This window comes from Gammaproteobacteria bacterium (genome assembly GCA_040183005.1).
Lineage (GTDB): Bacteria > Pseudomonadota > Gammaproteobacteria.
Map to the genome: position 1 here is coordinate 1 of JAMPIW010000001.1, position 16,737 is coordinate 16,737.

The following is a 16,737-nucleotide window of genomic DNA, read 5'->3' on the forward strand; positions in this document are numbered from 1 at the left end:
CCTGTAGCCGATAAAGGATTAAGTGGTTTTTATATCGCTGACTCACTTTTGTTTTTTTATGGCCCAGAGGGCAAGCAACTAATGAAATCAATCAAGCATTCTACAATCGTTTTATCCAGCATGCTGAGTTTGGTGTGCGCAACATCCGCAATAGCTGAGTTATCCGCCAATCTTGGTGTTACGAGTAACTTTGTCTTTCATGGTGTGAGTCAGACGAATGGCGGACCAGCCCTTCAGGGTGGGTTGGACTATAGGCATTCATCAGGTATGTATCTTGGGACGTGGGCGTCGAACGTAGACAAGGCGAACGCAAAAGGCGTTGAGGCGGATGTTTATGGAGGAGTTTCCAGAAAATTAGGCGACTTCAATTACAATGTTGGAGCTGTGACACGCCAGTTCACGAATTCGGCTCACAAAGACTTTAATGAATTTTATATTGGTGGTGGTTACAAGATGCTCCACACCACTTATGTTTTGGGCGATGGCTATGATTACGCTGAAATTGTGGCGGATGGAACGCTCTCGGGAATCCATGTGAACGTCCGTGCCGGTTCCAAAATGCCAGACCAAGGCAAAAATATCCTTGATTACGGCTTCAGCGTAGGCAAAGGATTTGCTGGTTATGATGTCAAGGCTGGGGTTGCGACTACAAATGTGAGTGGTGCTAAAAGGGAGTTTTTTGTTGCGGTAGTTAAACCTTTTGATTTTTAGAAAAGTTGCCCAGTATGCTGCCCACTGTCTTGTAAATGTCAGCCAAGGGCGTACTTCCGCTCCTGGCTGACGTTATTTATATCTCAGCTTAGCCTAAGCGCTGGTACTGTTTCCCATACTCATAGCCAACACCGCCAGAAGATTTTTCCGGTTGGGATATTCCCTCGTGGGGTATCCTTTGATACTGCCTGCCATAATTATATCCCTCAGGATTAGCGGCATCTTTAGCATCCGCAGCAACCTCAAACCCGGCATTCAACGGGACATATCTCTTGCCGTAACCATATCCTTGGTACGCAGCACTGGTTGCCGTAGTGGACGCGTCAGATGCCCAAGCTGACGCAGATATCACGCAAGCCAACGTGGCGGAGGCGGCTATTGTGATGATTATCTTTCTCGTGCTGTTCATGACTCAGTCTCCTCGGGTTGCTTCATGGGTGTGAAGTGATTCGCGATCGTTGGCTAATCCTATATTAGAATTAGTCTAAATGTCAAAGGATTTTTGTGCGCGTGGCAATCATTGTTGTTAATGGCATGGCATTGGCCAATAGCATTTTCTTGACAGTCCAGTAGGGTGGGCACGCCTTCTGTGCCCACACGGACAAGCATCCGCCCCACCGTTTAGATCTTCCATAAAATAACCAGAAACAATAAAAAATCAAACCACCCGTTGCGTACATAGCGATCTTTGATTCCGCGTGAGCCCAGTGGGGGCGGCAACGCAATCCAGCCTATGCACTTTACCCCAAGCACCAGGACGCCAGTACTCGGTAACTTACGCCCTTGCTCCCGGAGACAGACTCCACCAGGCAAAACCGTTGGACGCGCCAATCCATGGGGCCAATGGCGGCTGCGGCAGGACGGCGAACCACCTTGCGCATGAGCGTCAAATGGGGTTGGTAGGGCCGGGTTTCGAGGGGGATGCCGCAGTTCGCCAAGCCAGTCTGCAATGCACTCACCAGCGATTGCAATGCCTCCGGGGTCTGCATCGAACCGGCCCACAGGATACGAGGCGTGGACCAATAGCCAGTCCGGTCCAGCGTCAGCGTAAACCGCTCACACCGGATGGCTGCCGCCACCTCCTCCGCGCATTGCCTGCGCGCGCTGTTCAGGGCGCCAAGAAAGACCAGCGTGATATGCAGGTTATCCTCCGCCACAATCCGGCCTGTCACGCGCGAACCGATATCCTCCGCGAGCCCAGCCAACTGCCGGCGCAGGGTATCGTCCGGCCATAGAGCGAAAAACAGCCGCTGAGTCAAACCCTCCTTGGCCTGGTCCGCCGGAGTGCTCTGCATTTGTTGTTCAGCGACGTTCGTCAAGGGTTGCCAGCACGCCACGCAAGGCGGCCAACACCGCCTGACGCCGCACCGCCTCGCGGTTGCCTAAAAAATGTTCGGTGCGGCTGCGCACGGGCATATCTATCCCCGCCCACGCAAAGCACACCATTCCTACCGGCTTATCGAGGGTAGCCCCGCCCGGCCCGGCGATACCGCTGATGGCAAGGCTGATCTGGGCATGGCTGTTGTTGAGCGCCCCCTGGGCCATCTCGCGCACTGCCTGTTCACTGACCGCGCCAAATTCGGCCAGGGTGGCAGCACGCACGCCCAACATCTCCTGCTTGGCGATATTGGTGTAGGTGACAAAACCGCGCTCAAACCACTGCGAGCTACCCGCCACCGCCGTCACGGTCTGCGCCACCCAGCCACCCGTGCAGGACTCGGCGGTGGCGAGCATGAAACCATGGCGCCGCAAGGCATCGCCTACCTGCGCGGACAATGTGTCAAGTTCTTCATCCATATCTAAATTCTAGCAACCACCCTGATTAAACACCATGCAACACTGCCCAAAAGCGGGTATTTTTGGTACAGTGGCGCGTTTGACTACAAAACAGGGACTCATTTTCCGCATGGCCGATTCGCCGATCACGTCCTCTTCGCTTTCTGACCATCTAAAAACCCTGCTTACCCAGTACCCGCTGCCGCACCATTGGCTCACGCAACTCATGTATATCCTGACGCGCGCGCGCTGGCCGGCCTGGAAAAAATGGCAGATTCGATGGTTTATCAAGCGTTACCAGGTGGACATGGGCATCGCTCTGGAGCCCGACCCGCTTGCCTACCCGGACTTCAACACTTTTTTCACTCGCGCCCTGAAGCCTGGAGCACGCCCAATAGTACACGGTCCAGGCGAAATCGCCTGCCCGGTCGATGGTGCGGTGAGCCAGGCTGGCGATATTGTGGATGGACGCATCTTCCAGGCCAAAGGACACGATTACAGCCTGGAGACCCTGCTGGGTGGCTCACCGGAGCGGGCAACTCTGTTCGCCGGCGGGCGCTACGCCACAATTTATCTCTCCCCCAAGGACTACCACCGCATCCACATGCCACTGACGGGGCGTTTGCAAGAAATGGCCTATATCCCCGGCCGCCTGTTCAGCGTCAACCCACGCACCACACGCTATGTGCCCGGCCTGTTCGCCCGCAATGAACGGCTGGTCACGATCTTTGATACCCCTGCCGGGCCGATGGCGCTGATCCTGGTCGGCGCGCTGTTCGTCGCAGGTATCGAGACCGTCTGGGCAGGGCTGATCAACCCACACCCCAGCACTAACCCGCAGACCTGGAATTACCAGGATTCCCCCATCATGCTGGAGCACGGCGCGGAGATGGGGCGCTTCAACATGGGTTCGACGGTGATCGTGCTGTTCGGCGCGGATTGCGTCGATCTTGCTTCGACCCTCCAGCCCGATGACCCGGTCAATATGGGACAGCTGATGGGAACATTTGACCCGGCAGGCCGCTAAAAACCGCAGATGCAATGACGAGCGTTATTTCGGAGCAGTGACGCCCCGCCGCATTTTGTTATTTCTCTCATCCTGCAGGTTTCTATGGTATAGGCGTGAAAATGTGGGATCGAGAACAGATTTTTGTCAATTGGAAGAAAAGGGGAGAAGATGCCATGTAGCTAATTGCTCCCGGTGTGCGTTTGACGAACTGGATAACCTCGACATCGTCTCGCTTGCTTTGGGGAACGGTAAGCCCCTCCTGAAATGCCTTTTTTGCCCAAACGTCCTCGTACCTGACCCTGCTGATCTTGAGAAACTTGCTAAGGAACTCTTCTTGGGCGGCTTCATTATCCGCCGGAACAAGATTGACTCCATCAACCCTTTGCCTTTCGCCCAGAAATATACTTCCCACATCGCCATTGGTTATAGGCATGCAGGAATGGGTGATGGCGTAGATCTCACCCGCATCCGCAGCCACGGTATACACCAGCCACAGCGCTGCGGCACAAGACACCATCGCAGGTTTGATTCGCATGATGCCCCCTCTTTTTTTAGAACCGAATGGCATATTGCGCGCGCGCTTCATTGAAACTCCCGGCGGAAGGGGGACTATCAGTTTGCTTGGTACGATTGATTTCGAACTTGATGGCCGCCCTGGGATTCACGTCGTAACGGATGCCCAACGCCTGACGCGTGTAGGATCGGCCACTAGCCTGCTGCGCGAAATAACTGTCATCCTGGTTAAGATCAGCCTTTTCCGCGCGCACATAGGGCGTAAGCCCCGTACTGAAGGAATGGCCAAGATGCACAAAACTCGCCCAGCTTTTATGGCTCCCCGTGCTTGCGGACAAATCCTGGTTGTTAAACCGGTAGTACTCGGTGATCCCTTCCCAATTATTATTGATATAAACCATGTAGCCACCAACCGTTTTCAGCATCGTCCGGTTGGCAGGCGTTGAGGACGCACTGACATAAGTACCTACCTCCTGCCTGAGGCCGTGCGCGCCAAGCCGTAATCCTTCCAGAAAGCCTCCGAATTGGTAACCCAAATTGAATCCTGTGGCTTTGCTGCCATTATCATCCCTGGTATTGCTCGGATCCAGGACGCCATTCGCGGGAGCATCGGAGAGGATGCGGCTACCATTGCCGACATACACGTCATAGGTCAACGCCCCCTGTGACACCCCATACTTGCCGGTCGCCCACAGACCAGTGGTGTGGACGGGCAGAATACCGCCACGATCCTCGAATTCCATAAATTTCGGCCGCAGTAACGAAGTTTGAATTTGGGCGCCATGGTGATAGGCGGTATTCCAATAACCCAAAGGCGTATGGAAACGCCCGACCCAGGCGGTAGTCCTGTCGCCGATCGCGTATCCCAGCTGGAGCCGCTCCAGATCCGTGACCATCCCGCCCGTCTCTTCAAACTCAAAATAAAGTTCCGCCAACATCTTGACCCGATCGCCAAATTGCGGCGTAAAAAACAAGTCCAGCGAACCCAAGGCAAAGCCGCGTTCGGGCTTGTCACCGTTTAAATTCTTGCTAACGTGGCTATAGCCGATATCGGCAAAACCATGCAGAGGTACCTCACCCCCCAGAACCGCAGCCAATGTGGATTGGCTGGCCACAAGAAATGGCGTCACAAACGCGGCCATCACTAAGGCATGGCATGTCTTCGATTTTTCTGTTTTCTTCATATTTTCCTCCCGAATTAACCCCAGTTCCCCTTAAAACTTAAAAACGGCGGTTAACAAGATGTTTTGAACCAGCCTTATCGTGCCCCGCCATTTTCAGGTTACATCTCCCCGTAAAGCACCAAAGGCAAATGCTTATCGGCATAATTTACGCCATAAATTTTTGCATTCAATAAAATTTATTATAAACAATGTGATATTGGTTTCGTCAGCGGGCTTGATGAAGCGGGTAGTGTAAACTTTACCGACGGAGCTTAAAAGGATTTTGATGATATTGGAAGCTGGCCATGAATGAGACGGCGAAAATGGAGTTATATATCTGATTTTTTCTAAAAAAACATTACCCTAAGCCGGACGAGCCGGAACCAAAAAGGTTAAAGTCCGCGTAGCCCACCTTCCGAGGAGACGCCGATCATGAAACTGCTGACCGAACGTTACCAAGCAGACCTGCTGGGTGTGCTTTCCTGCTATGACCGGATGATTATCACGGGCACATTGCCCGGTGCCTGCTATGCGGGCGGCATGACCAGCTTCCTGTATTCCCGCCATATCAAGATATTTGACTATGCCAAAGTCTTTGCCGACCCTTTGCGCGAGCGCATCCGTAAGCACGCGCATGAACTCGCCACTGCGCAGGGCGTGTCCATAGAGCACGTCAACAAACCACACATCCGCAAAGAAGACCTGGTGGCCAAGGTGATTGCCCGGCGCGGCAAGCATCCCGGACTGGCGCATGTCCTTTCCGCGATGGAGGCCTGTTCCGCCTATGAACCGTGCTTATCCGGTTGTCACACCCAACGCCCTAAGCTAAATTGATGCCAGACAGACGGCCTAATCGAGGCGCTATAGGGTTTTCTGGCGCGAACCAAGGCATAATGTCCTCCGTGAAACGGCCTCGCCATACCGGCGTGTATGTCGGCAATGCGCCTTATACGCACTTGGGTGCGTTAACCGGATAAGCACGATTCGTTGTTCGATGTCGGTGGTGCTGAGCTTCTCTACCATCGTACGATACCTCCCGTTAAAAACTAGGGGTTTCTGTTTTACGTCTGTTTGTATATGGACGTTACCCCCAGGAATAAGTTATTCTACGCGATTCCGCGCCCGTAGCTCAGTTGGATAGAGTGTTGGGTTCCGATCCCAAAGGTCAGAGGTTCGAATCCTCTCGGGCGCGCCACAACAGAAATCCCGGCATACATAAAAGATCGAAGACATGAGCAATCCACTGGTCGGTGTGGTGATGGGCAGCAACAGTGACTGGGATGTCATGCAGCATGCCGTCAAACAGCTAGACGCCTTTGGTATTCCGTATGAAGCCAAAGTAGTGTCGGCGCACCGCACGCCTGATCTCCTTTTTGAATATGCCGAGACCGCCGAGGCGCGCGGCCTCGCCTGCATTATTGCGGGCGCGGGTGGCGCGGCGCATTTGCCGGGGATGCTGGCCGCCAAAACTATCGTGCCGGTGCTCGGTGTGCCAGTACCATCCAAACACCTCAACGGCATGGATTCCTTGCTGTCCATCGTACAGATGCCCAAGGGCATTCCTGTCGCCACCTTCGCCATCGGCGAGGCGGGCGCCGCCAATGCCGGCTTGTTTGCCGCTGCCCTGCTGGCGCGCACCAACCCCGATCTTGCGCAACGCCTCAACGCCTTTCGCTCCCGCCAGAAAGAAACTGTTTTGGCGATGGAACTGCCCGCGCCTCAATGATATTGCCGGGTGCGATGCTAGGCATCCTTGGTGGTGGCCAGCTGGGCCGAATGTTTGCTGTCGCGGCGCGCACCATGGGCTATCAGGTCACCGTCCTGGACCCCGACCCTGACAGCCCTGCGGCGCACTTTGCCGACGTCCATATCGTTGCCGACTTTGCTGACAGGAAGGCGTTGGAGCAGCTCGGTGAAACCTGTACCGCCATAAGCACTGAGTTCGAAAATGTTCCCGCCGATACCCTGCGTTTTCTCGCCCAATTCTGCATAGCACGCCCGGCGGCGGAGCCGGTGGCGGTCGCCCAGGATCGCATCACGGAAAAGAGCTACCTGGCGGCAAACGGTTTTCCCTGCGCCCGCTTCGCCGTGATCCACTCACAGCAAGATATAGCCCAGGCGGTGCAGCAGATCGGTGCTCCTGCCCTGCTCAAGGTTAGCCAGTTTGGTTACGACGGCAAGGGCCAAGCGCGGGTGAACAGCGCTGAAGAGACGCTGGCGGCCTTTAATGAAATGGGCGCCGTGCCCTGCGTGCTGGAAGAATTGCTGCCGCTGGCGCTGGAAGTTTCAGTGGTGCTGGCACGTGGCGCGGATGGTCAAACCGCTGTCTATCCAGCGGCCGAAAACCAGCACCGCGATGGCATTCTCGACGTGAGCATCGTCCCTGCGCGTATCTCCGGTGATCTGGCACTCAAGGCCACACAGACTGCCATCGCCCTGGCGGAGCGGCTCAATTATTGCGGCGTGCTGGCCGTGGAGTTTTTTGTTTTACAAGGCGAACGCCTGCTCATCAATGAAATGGCCCCGCGCCCTCACAACAGCGGCCACTACACGCTAGACGCCTGCGTTACCAACCAGTTCGAACAACAAGTGCGCGCCCTATGCGGCCTGCCGCTCGGCGACACCCGCCTGCTTACCCCCGCCGTAATGGTCAATCTCATCGGCGACCTGTGGGGCAAGGGCGCGCCGCAGTGGGAGCACCTTCTTATGCATCCCCAAACCAAACTCCATCTCTACGGCAAACGCGAAGCCCGCCCTGGGCGCAAAATGGGGCACTATACTTGCGTGGATAGTTCAGTCGATGGCGCATTGGCCGTAGCGCTGGAGATTAAGCGGCGAATTAGTGCCACTGAAAGCTGCTAACAGCCAGTCGGCCGCGTGTCACGAACGCAAACTGTCATCGCCCTCCTACTTTCTCGCTACGACCCCTAAGTCCGAATAGGACTAGCCCCGCAGTTTATCTCGAAGAGTTTCAGCCCCCTCTTCAAATCATTCATGGCTCCAGAGGGCAATTCTCTGCAGCCTGAAAAGATTCTCGATGCGTCCCGCTTTAGTTGATCTGGCGTTTAATTTCCGGCGGCTTGATAAAGGTCTCAAGTCCCAGACGGACCTGGATGAGTTTTTGATGGGATTGCGCTTCGGTTTTACTGATAAAAGGGCCGGCCAGGACGCGATATCCTCCCGGTGCGGCAACATGCAGCGCCGGAATGGGTGGCCCCAGATGGCGTAGCATGGCGGTTAAGCGGTGCGCCTTGCCCATATTTTTGAAGTTGCCGGCCTGCACATACCATCGCTTGGCATCGAATGCCGCCACTTCGGATGAAGGCGATGGCGCATCATTTTTTTCTGCATTGGCGCTATGTGCGGGCACTACGCTGGCGGGTGCGGGCGTTTCCCGTTGCTCGTTGACGAGGGGGAGGTCCGTGATGATATCTTCCAGCGCCGGGCTGTTTGCCGATATGGGCAGAGGGTATCCTCCCCCGCGCCGGGTGATGCGGATGACGTTGCGCCAGTTAATGTCGCGGCGCCGTTCGCCCGTGGCGCCAATAATGACGTTGACCACGGGCGTCAGATTGCCATCCAGCGCTTTGGCGTCTTCTTCCAGTGGCTTATGTGTTTCCAGGTACAATGTGCCATCTCGCCAGCCGGCAAGGTACGGTTGATTCGAGATCTGGACGGAGACGCCGACGGGGATTTGGTCGTACAGTCTGGCGATATCCTCGGGGTACAGGTGAATGCATCCGTGGCTGACGCGCATGCCTATGCCGGAAGGTTTGTTGGTGCCGTGGATGAGATAGCTGGGCAGGCCAAGCCGGAAGGCGTATTGTCCCAGTGGATTGTCGGGGCCGGGCGGCACTACCGACGGCAACGGCTCACCCTTCTTGGCGTGCTCTTCCTGAATGGAAACCGGAACATTCCAAGTGGGGTCCTTCTGCTTGGAGACCACTTTGGTGGCGCCCAGAGGGGTAGACCAGCCCTCTTTGCCGATGCCAACCGGGTGAGTGATGACTACAGGGGACTCTCCCGGCTTAGGCATGGGATAATAAAACATGCGCATCGTGGCGATGTTTAGGACAATACCTTGCCGCGGCACGTTGGGCAGGATGAATTGGGTTGGCAGCAATACCGGCGTCCCCGCGCCGGGCAACCAGGGGTCGACCGTGGGATTGGCGTCGGTGATTTCGTTATAGCCAAGATTGTAACGCCGCGCGATGTCCAGCAGGGTGTCTTCCTGGCGGGCCATTACCACGCGCAGTTCGCCGATAACATCGGTGCCGGGCAGGGGCAAGGGAAACGTGTCCGCCAGTGTGGGTAAGCCGGCGAATGCCAATATGCCTGCAAGGAAATACTTGGGCAGAGCCGCATTTGCTTGAAATGTCATCATGAATTAACAGCCTCCTTGCGCGAGTGATGGTGTGCATGGCGAAACGGGCATCCGTGCCCGTGGTTCATAGCCAGCATGGGCCGCTGGCTCTATAGTGCAACAAACAAATACTATTTTCCAGTATTTTACTATGTTTTGTGGCATGCTTTCAGTGAAAAGTACGCTGTGCTTGCATCTTGCCGCTTAAAACCTGAAACTTCCCCTTCAATGCAAGACCTTAATATTTATCTGGCTTCCTCATCACCGCGGCGGCGCACGTTGCTCGAACAGATCAGGATCCGCTACCGGACGCTGGTCGTGGACGTTGATGAAGATGTGCGCTTGCACGAAACGCCTGAAATGTATGTCTTACGCCTGGCACTGGAAAAGGCGCGCGCTGGCTGGCGGTCGTTGGATCCGCAGGCGCGATATCCGGTTCTGGGCGCGGATACTGCTGTAGTGCTTGACGGCGAGGTGCTAGGTAAGCCGCATGACCGCGAACATGCGCTGGCGATGCTGGCGCGGATCTCGGGGCGCAGCCACCAGGTCTTGACTGCGGTGGCGCTGGTGGATAATGAGCGGGAGGCGGCGCGCCTGAGCGTCAGCACAGTGACCTTCCGCACCATCACAGCGGCGGAACGTGAGGCCTATTGGGACAGCGGCGAGCCGCTTGATAAAGCGGGAGGCTATGCCATCCAGGGACGCGCAGCCGTTTTTATCTCGCGCCTGGAAGGGAGTTTTTCCGGAGTGATGGGGCTGCCGCTGTATGAGACTGCCGAGCTGTTGGGCGAGTTTGGGGTCGATGTTTTTGGCGGTTGACGGGATCTGTTTTTTTGCCGAACAGACGCAACACGTCATATGAATTCTCTGTGGCCTCGGTATGATCCGCGGCTAAATATAAGAAATTTTTGCAGGATAAATGCGTGAGTGAGGAAATACTGATCAATATCACGCCGCGGGAAACGCGTGTGGCGACTGTCGAAAACGGCGTGTTGCAGGAGGTGTGTATCGAGCGCACCGGGCGTCGCGGTCTGGTGGGTAATATTTACAAGGGCCGGGTCAGCCGGGTTTTGCCGGGGATGCAGGCGGCTTTTGTCGAGGTTGGACTGGAGCGGGCTGCGTTTCTGCACGCATCGGATATATCGGCGTCGCCTATGCCCGGTGAGGAAAAGCCTGCCGAGAACAAAAAAACGGATTTGATCACCGATTTGCTCAGGGAAGGACAGGAGGTGCTGGTGCAGGTGGTGAAAGATCCATTGGGCAGCAAAGGGGCGCGCCTGACTACGCATATCTCCATCCCATCGCGCTATCTGGTATTGATGCCGGGGATCCGCACCGTCGGGGTATCACAGCGCATCGAGAACGAGCAGGAACGGCAGCGTCTCAAAGAGGTTGCGGCGTCTTTTTTGTCCGGTATGGATGCAGGTTTTATCGTGCGTACTGCGGCGGAAGGGGCAACGGAGGAGGCCTTGCGCGCGGACATGGAATTTCTGTGCCGCTTATGGGAGTCGATCCGCGAGCGTATTCCTTCACTGTCTGCGGGCGCTGTAGTGCATGAAGATCTGCCGCTGGGTTTGCGCATTCTGCGTGATCTGGTCGCAAGCGCGGTGGAAAAGGTGCGCATTGATTCACGTGAGACCCATCGTCGTGCGGTCGAGTTCGCCGAAAATTTTATTCCTGACCTGGTGCCACGCATAGAATACTACCCCGGCGAGCGCCCGATTTTTGACCTGTATTCCGTGGAGGATGAGATCCAGAAGGCGCTGGAGTCCAAGGTTCAACTCAAGTCGGGCGGCTATCTGGTCATTGATCAGACCGAGGCGATGACCACTATTGACGTGAACACCGGCTCGTTCGTCGGGCACCGCAATCTGGAAGAGACCATCTTCAAGACCAATCTTGAGGCGGCGCAGTCGATTGCGCGCCAACTGCGTTTGCGCAATCTGGGCGGCATCATCATCATCGATTTTATCGATATGACCGAAGAGGATCACAAGCGTCAGGTGTTGCGTGCCCTTGAGAAAAGCCTGGAGCGCGATCATGCCAAGTGCTATATCAGTGGTGTTTCGGCGTTGGGGCTGGTTGAAATGACACGCAAACGCACCCGCGAGAGCCTGGCGCATGTGATGTGCGCGCCATGCGCCACCTGCAGCGGACGCGGCATACTGAAGACGCCGGAAACCGTATGTTATGAAATTTTCCGTGAAATTCTGCGTGCTGTGCGCCAGTTCGATGCAAAACAGCTTTTGGTGTTGGCACCACAGGTCGTGGTGGATATGCTTCTGGAAGAGGAGTCGGCCACTGTTGCCGAGCTGGAGGCATTTATCGGCAAGCCGATAAAGTTTCAGGTGGAAACACTTTATGCCCAAGAGCAGTTCGATGTCGTACCCATGTGATATGGCTCTTTTCCGTACCCTCTAACGTTTGCCGTCAAAGTTTGCTGTGAAACCGCATCGAAGTATAGCCCGTTATTACCGGTCGCTGGCTTGGCCGCTGTTCGCTGCCGTAGTGATGTTGCTGGCAGTGGCATTTACCTTGGCGCGCCTGTGGTTGCCGGAGGCGGGGCAATACCGCGAGGATATCCAGCGCTGGGTATCTGAATATACTGGGTTGCCGGTCGCCGTGGGCGCCATTCATGTGCAATGGCGCGGGCTGAGTCCTCGTCTTGCCCTAAGGGATATCTGTCTGCTGGAAAAGCAGGGAGTGCGTCCCGTGATGTGTTTCAAAGAGGCGCAACTTTCCATTGACCTGCTCGCGTCAATATGGCGCGGTAGACCAGAACCCAGTGAACTGACAGTGGTGGGCGCTAATCTCTCCGTGCTGCGGAATTTGGACGGTAGTTTTACTATCGCTGGCCTGGAAGGCATGCCGCCTGATCCTCATCTTCAGGAGATGTTGCAGCAATGGTTGCTGAGCCAGTCCTACCTGGTTGTCAAAAACAGCCAGGTGCACTGGCGCGATATGAGCACCGGGCGCGAGCGAAACTTTACCGGCGTCAACCTGGATCTGCGTAACGATGGACAACGGCATCGGTTGTCGGGCGCTGTCGTCCTGCCGGCTGGCCTTGGCAATAAGATTACCTTTGCGCTTGATCTGACGGGCAACGTGTTTCAGGCGAATGCCTGGTCAGGCAGGGGGTACGTGGATGGCGCGGGGGTGAACCTGGGGCAGTGGCTGGATGGGCACGAGGCAATGGGCCTCACCGCCGGCAAGGGTATAGCCGATGTCAAGTTGTGGGCCGAATGGCAACATGCCCGCCTGCAACGGCTGACGGGCGAAGCGAGTGTCCGTGATGTGCTTTTGACGGCGGGCCAGAGACCGGAGGACAGCGGCCCCCTGACGCCTGTCGATATCGCCACGCTCTCTGGGCGCTTTGTCTGGCAGCGGCAGATACGCCAAGGCTGGAAACTTGATGTGGATCGCTTTGTGCTTGCGAGCAATGGCAGCGCCATATTGCCCGCCACCTCCTTTAAAGCCACCATGACGCGCAATGGGCAGGCGTCCGTGCTTGAAGCGGGCGTTGGCCGGTTGCGGTTGCAGGATGCCGCGGCGTTACTAACGTTAAGCAATATGCTCGACACGTCCAGCCGCGACGCCTTGGCAGCATTACAGCCCAGCGCTGATCTGCGCGATGCCTATATCCGTTTTCGGTCTGGCGAGGAAGCAGGACACTCCTCCTATGCCGCCCACGCCCAGTTTCAAAATCTCGTTATGCAGCGCTGGAAAAATATCCCCGCCGTTACCGGGGCTGGCCTGAGTGGCGCGCTGCGCATGGATGATCAATCCGGCGTGATTGCATTGGCAGGTACAGGGGGTGGCTTGAAACCCGCACCGACCATCGTTGATTTCGGCACTTTGTTTCGCGGCCCCTTGTCTGCCGGTAGCCCGACGGGCCATATAGCCTGGCGCCATCAGGACGGCGCGTGGCGCGTTCAAGCCAATGACCTGGTGCTACGCAATGCGGACTTGAGCGGACGTGTTAATGGCGTGGTGGATATACCGGACAATGGCGCATCGCCCTTTCTCAATCTTGTGGCCAATTTTGAAAACGGCAATGCGGAGCACACCTCGCGTTACCTGCCCGTCGATGTGATGCCGGTTGATGTTGTGCAGTGGTTGGATAGCGCCATAGTCAGTGGGCGAGTAACGTCGGGGACGATGTTGCTGCATGGCCGTGTCAGTGACTTTCCTTACGCTCACGGCACGGGCCGCTTTGAGGTGCGCTTTAATGTCATCGACGGCATTCTTGATTATGCCCCTGGCTGGCCGCGCCTGGAAGAGATCGAAACCGAGGTTGTTTTCAGTGGCCACAGCATGGAGCTCAACGCCACTGGCGGCAAGGCTTTCGATTCCGCAATCAATCAAACACACGTCGCAATTAGTGACATGGGAGCAACGCCGGCCATTCTTACCATTCACGGCAAGGCACAGGGGCCAACGGGTGATGCGCTACGCTTTGTCAGGGAAAGCCCGCTCCATGAAATCCTTGGCAAATATCTCGACAAAGCCCGCGCTAGTGGGCACAGCACACTCGACCTTGATGTGCTCATGCCGCTGTCATCGCAGCATCCAAATCAAATCAAGGGCGCATTGAATTTTGATAACAGCACGCTGATTCTCGCCGATGGTGATCTTGAACTGACGCACGTGAACGGCGTGCTGGGCTATACCGAGTCCAGCCTGACGGCGCGCGGCGTCCATGCCCAACTGCTGGGTCAGGAGGCCGTCATCGGCGTGGATACGCCATCTTCGCCGCAGGATGGCGTGCTCCGTTTTGACGCGCGCGGCAAGGCTACGGCTAATGATCTTGTGCGGCAATTTAAATCCCCGCTTTTGAAGCACCTCGAAGGCAACGCGGATTGGCTGGCCACGTTGCGTATTCGTGAGGGGCAGGACAAAACAACAAGCGCGGAATTGCGCGTTGAGTCTGACCTGAAAGGCATGGCGGTAACACTCCCGGACCCGCTGGACAAAGCTGCGGCACAGCGACGCGCGCTGGTGGTTGAAACCGCTTTTCCGCGAACACAGGACACCCCATTTACTGTGCGCTATGGTGACAATCTGAGAAGCATATTTACGCTTGCCTCAAACAATGATCTGGAACGTGGTGAGCTGCGTTTTGGTGGTAGCGCGGCGGCACTGCCCGAGCGGAAAGGTCTGCGCATCGCAGGGGAGGCGCCGCGTATCTCCGCGACAGAGTGGGTGTCCTTCATGAAGCCGGGCAAAGACAGCGTCGCGTCGGCGCCAACTCACGATTTAAGCAGCATCGATCTGCGTATCGGCGAACTGGAAATCTTCGGGCAGCGCTTCAGCAAGGTCGATCTGCGGGCTGAAAATACGCCACAGACCTGGCGCGCCAATATTGATAGCGCCAGGCTGGCGGGTGGGGTGCAGCTTCCTCATGCGCCGTCCTCTCCCGTAGTTGTGGATCTGGAGCGCCTTGCCCTGGAAAAAATGCCGGAAGGAAAAGGCGCGGGCGAAATTGAGACTGATCCGCGCCAGATTCCGCCCATACGCCTGCAAGTCAAACATTTTACTTACGCCGGCAACGATTTTGGTGCCCTCACCGCAGCGACATCCCAGCGTCCCGCAGGCCTGCATCTGGACAACCTGTCCATGGTGTCCGACACCTTGCGTATTACCTCGTCGGGTGATTGGGTGATCGACAAGGGGCGGCAGGTGTCGTCCTTCACTATCGCCATGGAGAGTGACGATCTTGAGAAAACGTTCGCTCTGTTTGGTCATGGGGGCGCCATCGAGAACGGCAAAGGCCGCAGCGATATCGTAGCGCGTTGGGCCGGAGCGCCCAGCGCGTTTTCATACGAGCGGCTCAATGGCAGCCTGCGCTTGAATTTCAAAAAAGGACGGATACTAGGTATCGAACCCGGCGCGGGGAGGGTGTTCGGCCTGTTGGGGACGCTAAATTTCAATGACTTGTTCTCCAAAGGCTTCACGTTCGACCGCATCGACGGGGATTTTTCCATCAAGGATGGCAATGCCAATACCGACAATCTTGCCATGGAGGGTCCGGTGGCCAAGGTTGCCATTCAAGGCCGGGTAGGACTGGCGGCCAAGGATTACGACCAACGCGTCACCGTCACGCCGCGCTCATCCACCACGCTTCCCTTGGCGGGCGCCTTGGCGGGGGGGTTACCTCTCGGCGCGGCGGTGTTCTTGTTTCAGAAACTTTTTCAACCCGGCCTTGACCGCCTTACCCGCTACCAATACACAGTGAAAGGCTCGTGGGATAATCCCGTCATTGATGTGCCGGTTGGCGAAAAAAAGATGGATACACCACCGGGAAAGTAAACAACCCAGAAACGGCAGTTGGACGAGGTGGAGTATGGCCTGGCAAAGGAGGGCGATATTTTTGAAGCTGGACAAAAGCCACAGGGAGATTGGCGAGGAAGGAAAAACCACGGCGCGCAGAGGTAACCTCTGCGCGCCGGGCAAAAACTTATGCGGCGGAAGAAAGCTGGGTGCGTTGCGCGCCAACCTTGTTACGGCGCGTCAGCACCAGACCTATCACAACCAGCCCGGCCAGCATGGAAACCCAGGTCTGTGCCTCCGGTACGGGCGAAATCAAGCCGTCCTGTGTGACCACGTATTTGAAAGAGTCGCCTCCCAACGCGCCCTGCACATGCACCATGCCCAAGGCATTGGCACCGCTGCCGGAAATGGGCGCCAAAAAGCTGTTCACTTTGGCATTGGTGAGCGTCCATGAGGCCACGTCACCATCTACGAACCTGTCCGAATTCTTGCCGTTGGAGGTAGGGAACTTCACCTGGATGGCAAAATCGTAGCCGGCGTCCTTCCCGGACGGATCAACCTTAAACCCACCAATTGCCTGGTTGCCGACGTTACCAAACGACCCCAACAGCGCAGAACCGGAATACGTCAACGACAGCTCCGAAATGAATGAACTACTGCCCAGGCCGCTTACACCAGACACCTTGGTTAACGAGAAGTCTACATCGCCGCCATCCTGAGTCAGGGTAAGCGTAGCCACGGTAGCGGCAGGCGCGCCGCTGTTCAACGGAGTGCCAAAATTCATTACATAGGATTGCGCATACGCGCCGCTGGCTGCAAACATTAAGCCCAGGCCTAACCACACTTTCTTTGGCAACATTGCATTCTCCACAATTTTGTTTGTTATGACGAACCCGTGCCTGGGCCAATGAACCGGAATACCTTTACGGCAG

Annotated in this window: 15 protein-coding genes and 1 tRNA gene; 9 read left to right on the forward strand and 7 right to left on the reverse strand. The window is 56.3% G+C overall.

Annotated elements, in window-relative coordinates; translation table 11 throughout:
- The coding region (locus M3A44_00005) for a TorF family putative porin (GenBank protein MEQ6340057.1) at nt 1-711 on the forward strand (711 nt) is incomplete at its 5' end.
- Between the two features lie 88 nt (nt 712-799).
- Here the strand turns inward: M3A44_00005 and M3A44_00010 are convergent.
- The 3 genes from M3A44_00010 to M3A44_00020 all read right to left on the reverse strand — a co-directional run bounded on the left by M3A44_00010 (nt 800) and on the right by M3A44_00020 (nt 2,508).
- Entirely contained in the window at nt 800-1,120 is a 321-nt protein-coding gene (locus tag M3A44_00010) for a hypothetical protein (GenBank protein MEQ6340058.1), read from the reverse strand.
- 331 nt (nt 1,121-1,451) lie between these two features.
- A complete protein-coding gene (thpR, locus tag M3A44_00015; protein MEQ6340059.1) occupies nt 1,452-2,030 on the reverse strand; it encodes an RNA 2',3'-cyclic phosphodiesterase in 579 nt (192 codons plus the stop codon).
- The gene (locus M3A44_00020; GenBank protein MEQ6340060.1) at nt 2,014-2,508 is read right to left on the reverse strand and encodes a nicotinamide-nucleotide amidohydrolase family protein; all 495 of its coding nucleotides are present in this window, start codon (nt 2,506-2,508) and stop codon (nt 2,014-2,016) included. The genes thpR and M3A44_00020 overlap by 17 nt, the downstream gene beginning before the upstream one ends.
- Nucleotides 2,509-2,617: 109 nt before the next feature.
- Between M3A44_00020 and asd the strand changes: the two genes are divergently transcribed.
- Nucleotides 2,618-3,514, forward strand: a complete 897-nt coding sequence (asd, locus tag M3A44_00025; GenBank protein MEQ6340061.1) for an archaetidylserine decarboxylase — start codon at nt 2,618-2,620, stop codon at nt 3,512-3,514.
- Nucleotides 3,515-3,596: 82 nt separating this feature from the next.
- Here asd and M3A44_00030 read toward each other — a convergent pair whose 3' ends face one another.
- Nucleotides 3,597-4,082: a phosphate ABC transporter substrate-binding protein gene (locus M3A44_00030; GenBank protein MEQ6340062.1), complete on the reverse strand. Its 486-nt coding sequence runs from the start codon at nt 4,080-4,082 to the stop codon at nt 3,597-3,599.
- A complete protein-coding gene (locus M3A44_00035; GenBank protein ID MEQ6340063.1) occupies nt 4,048-5,193 on the reverse strand; it encodes a hypothetical protein in 1,146 nt (381 codons plus the stop codon). Before M3A44_00035 ends, M3A44_00030 begins: the two co-directional genes overlap by 35 nt.
- A 411-nt stretch (nt 5,194-5,604) precedes the next feature.
- Here M3A44_00035 and M3A44_00040 point away from each other — a divergent pair, with 411 nt between their 5' ends.
- From M3A44_00040 to M3A44_00055, 4 genes are all read left to right on the forward strand, one after another.
- Nucleotides 5,605-6,006 (forward strand): hypothetical protein, encoded by a 402-nt coding sequence (locus tag M3A44_00040; GenBank protein MEQ6340064.1) that lies wholly within the window; start codon nt 5,605-5,607, stop codon nt 6,004-6,006.
- Nucleotides 6,007-6,290: 284 nt separating this feature from the next.
- Nucleotides 6,291-6,367 (forward strand) — tRNA-Arg (locus tag M3A44_00045).
- A 36-nt stretch (nt 6,368-6,403) separates the two neighbouring features.
- Nucleotides 6,404-6,898 carry a 5-(carboxyamino)imidazole ribonucleotide mutase gene (purE, locus tag M3A44_00050; GenBank protein MEQ6340065.1) on the forward strand — a complete coding sequence of 165 codons (495 nt, stop codon included), beginning with the start codon at nt 6,404-6,406 and terminating at the stop codon, nt 6,896-6,898.
- A complete protein-coding gene (locus tag M3A44_00055) occupies nt 6,895-8,034 on the forward strand; it encodes a 5-(carboxyamino)imidazole ribonucleotide synthase (protein ID MEQ6340066.1) in 1,140 nt (379 codons plus the stop codon). The genes purE and M3A44_00055 overlap by 4 nt, the downstream gene beginning before the upstream one ends.
- A 187-nt stretch (nt 8,035-8,221) precedes the next feature.
- On the opposite strand, the gene M3A44_00060 is transcribed toward M3A44_00055, so the two are convergent.
- A complete protein-coding gene (locus tag M3A44_00060) occupies nt 8,222-9,556 on the reverse strand; it encodes a L,D-transpeptidase family protein (GenBank protein MEQ6340067.1) in 1,335 nt (444 codons plus the stop codon).
- Between the two features lie 207 nt (nt 9,557-9,763).
- Here M3A44_00060 and M3A44_00065 point away from each other — a divergent pair, with 207 nt between their 5' ends.
- The 3 genes from M3A44_00065 to M3A44_00075 all read left to right on the forward strand — a co-directional run bounded on the left by M3A44_00065 (nt 9,764) and on the right by M3A44_00075 (nt 15,844).
- A complete protein-coding gene (locus M3A44_00065) occupies nt 9,764-10,354 on the forward strand; it encodes a Maf-like protein (protein MEQ6340068.1) in 591 nt (196 codons plus the stop codon).
- Between the two features lie 104 nt (nt 10,355-10,458).
- Nucleotides 10,459-11,931 carry a ribonuclease G gene (gene rng, locus M3A44_00070; GenBank protein ID MEQ6340069.1) on the forward strand — a complete coding sequence of 491 codons (1,473 nt, stop codon included), beginning with the start codon at nt 10,459-10,461 and terminating at the stop codon, nt 11,929-11,931.
- Between the two features lie 46 nt (nt 11,932-11,977).
- Nucleotides 11,978-15,844, forward strand: coding sequence for a TIGR02099 family protein (locus M3A44_00075; protein MEQ6340070.1), 3,867 nt, complete (start codon nt 11,978-11,980; stop codon nt 15,842-15,844).
- Between the two features lie 148 nt (nt 15,845-15,992).
- On the opposite strand, the gene M3A44_00080 is transcribed toward M3A44_00075, so the two are convergent.
- A complete protein-coding gene (locus M3A44_00080) occupies nt 15,993-16,664 on the reverse strand; it encodes a hypothetical protein (protein MEQ6340071.1) in 672 nt (223 codons plus the stop codon).
- Between the last annotated feature and the right edge of the window lie 73 nt (nt 16,665-16,737).